General features: G+C 34.2%; 6 protein-coding genes and 2 tRNA genes. 2 read left to right on the top strand and 6 right to left on the bottom strand.

Going from position 1 to position 9,627, the window contains the following annotated elements:
• Window positions 1-269: 269 nt before the first annotated feature.
• A tRNA-Lys gene (locus ACGH6S_RS11645) sits at window positions 270-345 on the bottom strand.
• Window positions 346-562: 217 nt separating this feature from the next.
• Here ACGH6S_RS11645 and ACGH6S_RS11640 point away from each other — a divergent pair.
• Entirely contained in the window at window positions 563-1,234 is a 672-nt protein-coding gene (locus ACGH6S_RS11640; protein ID WP_085164020.1) for an OmpW family outer membrane protein, read from the top strand.
• Window positions 1,235-1,283: 49 nt separating this feature from the next.
• On the opposite strand, the gene ACGH6S_RS11635 is transcribed toward ACGH6S_RS11640, so the two are convergent.
• From ACGH6S_RS11635 to recQ, 5 genes are all read right to left on the bottom strand, one after another.
• Window positions 1,284-4,142: a valine--tRNA ligase gene (locus ACGH6S_RS11635; protein ID WP_085164019.1), complete on the bottom strand. Its 2,859-nt coding sequence runs from the start codon at window positions 4,140-4,142 to the stop codon at window positions 1,284-1,286.
• Window positions 4,143-4,335: 193 nt separating this feature from the next.
• Window positions 4,336-5,184, bottom strand: a complete 849-nt coding sequence (gene panC, locus ACGH6S_RS11630) for a pantoate--beta-alanine ligase (protein WP_411578947.1) — start codon at window positions 5,182-5,184, stop codon at window positions 4,336-4,338.
• Window positions 5,185-5,189: 5 nt separating this feature from the next.
• The gene (gene panB / locus ACGH6S_RS11625; RefSeq protein WP_411578946.1) at window positions 5,190-6,044 is read right to left on the bottom strand and encodes a 3-methyl-2-oxobutanoate hydroxymethyltransferase; all 855 of its coding nucleotides are present in this window, start codon (window positions 6,042-6,044) and stop codon (window positions 5,190-5,192) included.
• Window positions 6,041-6,883, bottom strand: coding sequence for a Rossmann-like and DUF2520 domain-containing protein (locus tag ACGH6S_RS11620; protein WP_411578945.1), 843 nt, complete (start codon window positions 6,881-6,883; stop codon window positions 6,041-6,043). Before ACGH6S_RS11620 ends, panB begins: the two co-directional genes overlap by 4 nt.
• A gap of 264 nt (window positions 6,884-7,147) precedes the next feature.
• Window positions 7,148-8,977 carry a DNA helicase RecQ gene (recQ, locus tag ACGH6S_RS11615; protein WP_411578944.1) on the bottom strand — a complete coding sequence of 610 codons (1,830 nt, stop codon included), beginning with the start codon at window positions 8,975-8,977 and terminating at the stop codon, window positions 7,148-7,150.
• A gap of 281 nt (window positions 8,978-9,258) precedes the next feature.
• Here recQ and ACGH6S_RS11610 point away from each other — a divergent pair.
• A tRNA-Val gene (locus ACGH6S_RS11610) sits at window positions 9,259-9,335 on the top strand.
• The last annotated feature ends 292 nt before the right edge of the window (window positions 9,336-9,627 follow it).

Raw genomic sequence — 9,627 nt, 5'->3', positions numbered from 1 at the left:
TGAAACGCTTTATTAATTTTTATAATACCGTTAAACCACATAAAGCGATTTCAGGGAAAACGCCTTATGAGTTTTTAAAGGATTATTTTAACCATGAAGTGTAAACAACTCGGCGTTTTCCTACAGTTTATTACTAGCCAACTTAGTCAAGAAAGTTTGTATACAAAACATATACACAATTCAGTGCAACTTGATGCAAATAACTTTTAGCTTAGCTATTTATCATATAATATTTTTTTGGAATTAGATAAGAGTTTAAATAAGAAGAATGGTGGGTTGTGAGGGGATCGAACCCGCGACCAATTGATTAAGAGTCAACTGCTCTACCGACTGAGCTAACAACCCACTTAAACATTTCCGTTTATTTTATATAAATTATATTAATAATGCAAGTTATCAATTTAATTTTATTTGTCAGGAATTTTGATATAAATCTCAGAAATATCAAATTCAGTATTATAATATTGTAAAATAAAATTAGTTATAAAATCAATATTATTTATCTAACTAAAACTTGTTGTCATAATTTACATTAATTCGCAATTTAACTTTGGAGGCAAAAATGAAAGTATCATCAATTACAATGCTTATCTCAATGGGATTAGTAAGCTCTTTGGCTTATGCTCATACAGCAAATGAAATTATAATTCGTGGAGGACCGGTTTATGTTCATCCTCAAGATAAAAGTGATCATGTTAAAGTAGGTGGAGTAAAAAGCGATCTAAAAGCAAAGGCAGATAACGATACCCAACTTGGATTAAACTTTCAATATATGGTTACTGATAATATTGGTGTCGAATTGCTAGCTGCAACGCCTTTTAGCCATCAGCTTAAGTTAGGTGGTGGTAATTCAACAGGCCTTTCTGGTGCTCATTTAGGAAAAATTAAACACCTACCGCCAACATTAAGTGCTGTTTGGTATCCGCTTGATTCGCAATATGAGTTTCAACCTTATCTTGGAATGGGCATAAACTACACCTTCTTTTTTGATGAAAAACTCAATGGTGAAGCTAAAAAGGCTGGGTTCCATGGTTTAGATCTTGATAGTTCCTGGGGCTGGGCAGCACAGGTTGGTGCTGATTATACTTTCAATGAAAATTGGCTCGTTAATGCTCAAATACGTTATATTGATATTGAAACGAAAGCAACTACACATTTAGGCAATACAAAAGTGACAGCCAATTATAAGCTTGATCCTTGGGTTGCTATGATTGGAGTTGGGTACAAATTTTGATTTAATAAGTATAAAAGCCTCTCATTTGAGAGACTTTTTATTATTAATATTAAAGATTTTTTATCAACAAATACTGTTCTTGCAGTTTGGCTTTATCATTAATATAACCTTGTTGTTTTTCTTTCTCTTTAGTGACCACTGCCGCAGGTGCTTTATCAACAAAGCTTGCGTTAGATAACTTGTTTGCAATCCGCATAATTTCACCTTCAATGCGTGCAATTTCTTTTTCTAAACGAGCAAGTTCATTTTCTTTATTAATTAATCCTGCCATAGGTATTAATAATTCTGCACCGTCAACTAATTTAGTTACTGATAAAGGTCCAGTTTCATTTTCATCTAATAAGACTATTTCAGATAATCTTGCTAATGATTCAATAAAACTAATATTATTACTAGTAATTCGATGCACTGTTGGTGACGCTTTACGAATTAATAACTGCAGAGGCTTACTTGGTGCAATGTTCATTTCTGCACGAATATTACGTACAGCAATTACCGCATCTTTTATCCAATTAATATCTGCAACTGCCTCATCATTTGAAGACTGGTTATCAAAAATAGGCATTGGTTGTAACATAATGGTATCAGCTTTAATACCCATTAGTAGTTTTACATTTTGCCAAATTTCTTCCGTTATAAATGGAATAATTGGATGAGCCAGACGTAATAGAGCTTCTAATACAGTCACTAACGTATGACGGGCAGCACGTTGCTGCGATGCTTCGCCATTAGCTAAAATGGATTTCGTTAGTTCTAAATACCAATCACAGAACTGGTTCCAAGTGAACTCATATAAAATATTAGCAGCCAAATCAAAACGATAAGTATCAAATGCCTCACGATAAGTTTTAACTGTTTGATTAAATTCAGCCAAAATCCATTTATCAGCTAGCGAATAATCTAAATCTCCTCCTTTAAAACCACAATCATGCTGCTCAGTATTCATTAACACATAACGGCTTGCATTCCATAGTTTATTACAGAAATTACGATAACCTTCTAAACGTTTTAAATCCCAATTAATATCACGCCCTGTTGATGCTAGTGCTGCGAGTGTAAATCGTAGCGCATCAGTACCATGCGCTTCAATGCCATTTGGAAATTGCTTTTCTGTTCGCTTAGCAATTTTCTCAGCAAGTTGTGGTTGCATCATATTGCCTGTTCGTTTTTTTAACAAATCAGCTAATGAAATACCATCAATCATATCTAAAGGATCGATAACGTTTCCTTTAGATTTTGACATTTTTTGTCCTTCTTCATCACGAATTAGACCTGTGACATACACCGTTTTAAATGGGACTTGCGGTTTTCCATGTTCATCTTTTATAAAATGCATGGTCATCATGATCATTCTAGCTACCCAGAAGAATATAATATCAAAACCGGTCACTAGCACATTCGTTGGATGGAACGTGGTTAAGTCGTCAGTATTTTCTGGCCAACCTAACGTTGAAAATGTCCAAAGCGCAGACGAGAACCAAGTATCAAGCACATCTTCATCTTGCTCTAACTCAATATCATTTGGCAAATTATTTTCACGTCGTACTTCAGCTTCATCACGCCCCACATATACATTACCTTGTTTATCATACCAAGCTGGAATACGGTGTCCCCACCATAATTGACGGGAAATACACCAATCTTGAATATCATTCATCCAAGAAAAATACATGTTTTCGTATTGTTTTGGTACGAACTGAATATCACCATTTTTGACGGCATCAATGGCTGGTTTTGCAAGCACTTTGGCTCGCACATACCATTGGTCCGTCAACATAGGTTCAATAACAACACCGCCACGATCACCATAAGGAATGGTTAAATCATGAGGTTCTATTTTTTCCAAAATACCTAGTTTTTCACATTGTGCAAGAACAGTTTTACGGGCAGCAAAACGCTCTAAATTCTGAAATTCTAATGGTATATCAGTTGAATATAACGTGCTAGGTTCCCCATTAGTATCAAATACTTCAGCTTGTGTACGAATATCACCATCAAAAGTTAGGATATTTATCATTGGTAACTGATGACGACGCCCAACTTCGTAGTCATTAAAGTCATGAGCAGGTGTGATTTTTACACAACCAGTACCTTTAGTCATATCGGCATGTTCATCACCAATAATAGGAATGCGACGATTTACGAACGGTAATACTACAAATTTACCAATCAGATCTTTATAGCGTGGATCTTCAGGGTTAACAGCAACACCTGTGTCACCGAATAGTGTTTCAGGACGAGTTGTGGCGACAACTAAATAATCTTTTCCTTCTGATGTTTTCATACCATCAGCAAGAGGATAACGTAAGTGCCACATTGAACCTTTTACTTCACGATTTTCGACTTCAAGATCAGAAATAGCTGTACGCAGTTTTGGATCCCAATTAACTAAACGTTTGCCGCGATAAATCAGATCTTCTTGATATAATCTAACAAAAACTTCCTTAACGGCATTGGATAAGCCTTGGTCCATTGTAAAACGCTCACGCTCCCAATCAACTGAATCCCCTAAACGGCGCATTTGCTTTGTAATGCTGCCACCTGACTCAGCTTTCCATTGCCAGATTTTTTCGATAAATACATCACGACCATAATCATGACGAGTTTTGTTTTCTTCTGCAGCAATTTTCCGCTCTACAACCATTTGCGTTGCTATACCTGCATGATCGGTTCCTGATTGCCACAAAGTATTATTGCCTTGCATACGATGATAACGAATTAAGGCATCCATAATAGTTTGTTGAAATGCATGCCCCATATGTAAACTCCCAGTTACATTTGGTGGTGGGATAGCAATACAGTAACTTGGTTGGGACTTATCGCCATTGGGTTTGAAATACCCACTTTCTTCCCAATGTTTGTAGATAGGTTGTTCAATTTCTTGTGGATTATAAGTCGTATTTTTCATAATTAATGCATAAATCCTGATTTAAGGCATAAAATTTTGACCATTCTACAGTAAAATAGCTAAACAATAAATTGGCAGAATAATAAACTCGTTGATTTAATCTTCTTAAAAAATTTTTATTACACGACAAATGACAAAAAAACCGCTTTATATCAAGCGGTTTTATATATCTATCACGAAAATATTGTTATAACTAGGGATGTTGATATATAAAATTATCAATTAACCGTGTTTTACCAATATAAACGGCTAACGCACATAAGCAATCTTGCTCAAGCATATCAACCGATTGTAAAGATGTTAGATCAACAAATTCAATATAATCAATTTTAGCTAAGGGTTGATTGGTTATAAGCTCATACATAACTTTTGTAATAACAGTTACTGACTTTTCCCCCTGCTTTATCATTGCTTTGGCACTTTCTATAGCTTGATAAAGGCAAACAGATGCGGATCGTTCGTTTTCGGACAAATAACTATTACGCGAGCTTTTAGCTAGCCCATCAGCTTCACGCACAATCGGACAACCAACAATCTCAATATTAAAATTCAGATCATTTACCATACGTTTAATTACAGCTAGCTGCTGTGCATCTTTCTGACCAAAATAAGCACGATCAGGTTGCGTAATATTGAATAATTTTGTGACAACAGTGCAAACACCTTTAAAATGCCCCGGACGCTTTTGTCCACATAATGCGTTGGTTAAACCATTAACATCAACATAGCTACTAAAATTAGGAACATACATTTCATTAACAGTTGGGCAAAAAATCAAATCTACCCCCATCTGCTCACAAACAATTTTATCTCTATTTAAATCACGAGGATAGCTGGCTAAATCCTCAGAAGGACCAAACTGGATAGGATTAACAAAAATGCTCACAATTACTTTTTGGTTTTCCTTTTTAGCCGCAGCCATTAGACTTTGGTGACCCTCATGCAAATATCCCATTGTTGGAACAAGTCCTATACTATACCCAGCTTGACGCCAAGCTTTTACTTGTGCTTGGACTTCTTTAATTGTACTTACAATATTCATTTGTATTAGCCCTTATGGTTAATAGTAAATTCAAGCTTGAGTTTCTCTATAACATTATCTTCAATAGAAAACTCATGATTTGTAGCTGGGAACTGTCGATTATTAACTTCTGAGCAATACAATTTAAAAGCTTGTTTCATTTGTTCACCAATCGATGCAAAAGATTTCACAAATTTTGACGAAATACCATCATACATTGATAACATATCTTGATAAACTAGCACTTGTCCATCACAATCCCCCCCCGCTCCAATGCCAATCGTCGGAATATTAACTAATTGTGTGATAAATTTCGCTAAACCTGCCGGAACACACTCAAGCAAAATAGCTGCAGCACCAGCTTTTTCAACCGCTAATGCATCAAGAACAATATTTTTAGCATGTTCATAATCCTTACCTTGAACTTTATACCCACCTAAAGCAAGTACAGATTGTGGCATTAACCCAATATGTGCTACAACAGGAATAGATGCTTGTGTAATCATTTTGATATGTTCATAAAATGCTTGCCCACCTTCAAGTTTCACTGCTTGAGCTTGCCCTTCTTTGATTAAACGACCTGCATTTAAAACCGCATCATATACAGACGTGTGATAAGACATAAAAGGTAAATCTGTCACCACAAAAGCTGACTTAGCGGCTCTTGCTACTGCTTTGGAATGGTGAATCATATCCTCCATAGTAACCGATACAGTACTATCGTAACCTAACATCACCATTCCTAAAGAATCACCGATTAACAGACAATCTATACCACTTTCGTCCATTAATTTGGCTGTAGTATAATCGTATGCAGTTAACATGGTAATTTTTTGTTGATTTTGCTTGCGTTTTTGTAGTGTAAGAATTGTATTTTTCAAGGTAACAGCTCCAGCTCTAATTGTCGATAATCCTTATTTGGATGTTTTGTCCGACTAATATTAAGTAAAATAGTTGATAATTGTAGATAAATCGGCTTGAGTTCATCAGGCATTGCCATAATATGTTGTTTGATAGTTTCAATATCACCACGTTCGACAGGTCCAGTCAAAGCATTGATCACTCCTACTTTACCAATATTATTTGCATTTCCTAGAAATAATGGATGCCAAGCCTGTTCACTAAATTCAGCATCTAGTGTACATTGTTTAAACAAATCAACACCGATTTGAACCAATGCAATAACTTGATTACTTAACATAACACAAGCAGCATGATACAACGGTTTTTTACTTGCAGGTAAAATTGCTAAAGGATTATTTAGTGGAGCTAATGTGGCTCGTAATTGAGGGATAATATTTTCATTTGCTTCAAGAGTAAAAGAGATACCTGACATTGCCATATAGCAACTAAATCTATCATAAATAGCATATAAAGGATGCAAAGAAAACGCAAATGGGTGAACAACCTTATGTTGACTAAAAATATGCGATGTTAACAGACCACTACAATGACCAATCCATTTGTTAGCAATAGATAATTGACAAAGTTCTTGCCAAACTGTGACTATTTGACTATCAGGTACTGTGACTAATATGCAATCACTATCATTAACTAATTCAGGTAAAGAAGTATAATGTTGGCTTTGAGTAAAATCACTTGCCTCTTTTGCATGTTCATAGGTTTGGCTATAAAATCCAGAAATCTGCATTCCACATATAGAAAAATACTTAGCTAAAGTGCAACCTACTTTACCTGCACCGATAAAACCAATAATCATTACAACTGTAAATTATTTGAAGTCGTTGCATTATAGCTTAATCAGCTTGATATTCAATCAAATTAGATATCAATAACATTTAAAATAAATTAGTAAGATATAATTTTAATAATTATAAAATTAAAAGAAAAACAGTAGATTATTTTATTAATTAGATACAGAAAGAAGGAAACAACACATGAAATGTAACCATTAGGTACCTTTTGAAGATTACCAGAACCAAACGATGTAAAAGCTCAAGAAATATTTTTCAGTATAAAATTGTTACATATTTTTTATCATAAATTCATTTATTTCATCTAAAAACAAATTACCATATTTTTGTAACTTAATTTTACCCACACCAGTAACGTTAATTAGCTGTTTTTTACTTTCAGGTTTAGTCTGAACCATCTCAAGCAATGTTGCATCACTAAAAACAATATAGGGAGGAATATCTTCAACATCGGCAATACTTTTGCGTAATCTTTTGAGATTATTAAATAAAACACGCTCTTCGTAAGATAGAATTGTTGTTAAATTAATCGCTCTTGCATAGCGATTAATTCTGCTTTTCTTAACAATTTCTAAACGTGGTTTAGCTAATGATAATGATATTTCACCTCTAAGTATTAGACGCGCTTTTTGTGTTAACTGAAGCGTAGTAAATGCAGATATATTTTGACTTAAATACCCCAAATAAACTAGTTGTCTAATAACACTAAGCCAATAATCTGATGAATACTGCTTACCAATGCCATAAACCGATAACTTATCATGACCATTTTCTTTAATTTGAGATCGCCCAGAACCACGTAACACGTCAATAATATATTGAGCACCATAATGCTGTTCTACACGATAAACACAAGATAAAACTTTTTGTGCATCAATTAAACCGTTATAAAGCTCTGGAGGATATAAACAAACATCGCAGTTATTACATGGTTCGGTCCTCTCTTCACCAAAATAATTAAGCAACACAATGCGCCGACAAGTCAAACTTTGTGCAAAAGCCTCCATTGCATTGATCTTTTGTAATTCTATATCTTGATGTTGACCATTCCCTTTTTTAATAACTTGTTGCTGATACCAATTAAGATCTTTACTATTAAATAATAGTATAGCTTCAGCTGGTACACCATCACGACCTGCACGGCCTGTTTCTTGATAATAAGATTCAATCGTTCTTGGGCTATCAGCATGAACAACAAAACGCACATTAGGTTTGTTAATTCCCATACCAAATGCAACGGTAGCTACAATAATTTGCACATTATCTTTTATAAAATCTTCTTGGGCCTGTTGACGTTCATTATTAGTCAACCCAGCATGATAAGCCTTAACAGAAAACCCACGGGAAGCAAGCCTAGTTGTCATATCTTCAACTCTAGAACGGCTTGAACAATAAATAATTCCACTATTACCTTTTTGCGTCTCAATAAAAGAAACAACTTGTTCAAATTGATTAAATTTTTCAACAACTGTATAACGAATATTAGACCGATCAAAGCTTCTTACTACAACCAATGGATTAACCAAATTAAGTTGATGAATAATATCCTTTTGTGTCATTGTGTCTGCTGTTGCAGTCAATGCAACAATAGGGACTTTAGGGAAACGAATAGAAAGTTGTCCTAATTGCCTATAATCAGGCCTAAAATCATGCCCCCATTGAGAAATGCAATGCGCCTCATCAATAGCTATTAATGAAGGAGGATACTCATCAATTAATGAAGAAAAAGAGTAAACACCCAATCTTTCAGGAGAAACGTATAATAGTTTTATTGAATGATCCAAATATTGCTTGATAACTTTTTGTTGTTCTATAGATGATTGTGAGGCATTAAGATAGGCAGCAGCAATACCATTAGCTAATAATTGATCAACCTGATCTTTCATCAAAGAAATTAAGGGTGAAACAACTATTGCTGTTCCTGGTAATAAAACTGCGGGAATTTGATAACATAAAGATTTTCCGCCCCCAGTTGGAATAATTGTTAAAGTATCACGACCATCAATAATAGATTCAATAATTTCTCTTTGTTGATTTCGAAATGACTTGTAACCAAAAACATTTTGTAAAACATCTTCAATATGATCTTTTATTGACATACTAACCTAAACATATAAAATCCGACTTGGGCTAGCGAGTATAGCTAAATTAAAGTAAACAAACCACCATCAATTTTCGAAAACTGGTAATTCAATCCGAAAAATAAAATGTTTTTTAAACAGCTGCATTAAACAATATCTATTGTAATTTTTAGAATTTATTACATATAATGTTAATTCTATAATAAATTTAGTTCAACAGACTAAAAAAAAAGCTATTTTTTTATTTTTTTACTTGATACAAACCGATTTGACAGTTAATATTTACGTGTTTCAAATATACGCCCGTAGCTCAGTTGGTTAGAGCATCACCTTGACATGGTGGGGGTCAGTGGTTCGAGTCCACCCGGGCGTACCATATGATGGTCTATTTAAAATTACCCAAATAAACCAGATTATCATCTATTCAATTAAAATTCAGCTGTATTAAGCCCTAGCCATACCCCCTATTACTGATATGAGAAAAATAGTCAAAATAAACATCGTAAAAAATTACCTAACCTGTACTAATTTATATTTGCTTCATTAATTTATTTTTAGTTTATCATAACAATGACCTTATAAAACTGGTACTAGGGCGTGTTGATCTTTCGTGATTATTTTTTAGACGGCATGATGTGAGTTATAATAATTCTGTCAAAAACAACCAT

It is taken from the genome of Gilliamella sp. BG3 (genome assembly GCF_046635605.1).
Lineage (GTDB): Bacteria > Pseudomonadota > Gammaproteobacteria > Enterobacterales > Orbaceae > Gilliamella > Gilliamella bombi.
The sequence above is the reverse complement of the archived record's forward strand: the minus strand, read 5'-3'. Positions and strand labels throughout refer to the sequence as shown.

Bases quoted from the DNA above. Each gene is read 5' to 3' on its own strand.
- ACGH6S_RS11635 (WP_085164019.1), bottom strand. From the start codon at position 4,142: ATGAAAAATACGACTTATAATCCACAAGAAATTGAACAACCTATCTAC.
- ACGH6S_RS11640 (WP_085164020.1), top strand. From the start codon at position 563: ATGAAAGTATCATCAATTACAATGCTTATCTCAATGGGATTAGTAAGC.
- panC (WP_411578947.1), bottom strand. From the start codon at position 5,184: ATGAATATTGTAAGTACAATTAAAGAAGTCCAAGCACAAGTAAAAGCT.
- recQ (WP_411578944.1), bottom strand. From the start codon at position 8,977: ATGTCAATAAAAGATCATATTGAAGATGTTTTACAAAATGTTTTTGGT.
- ACGH6S_RS11620 (WP_411578945.1), bottom strand. From the start codon at position 6,883: ATGATTATTGGTTTTATCGGTGCAGGTAAAGTAGGTTGCACTTTAGCT.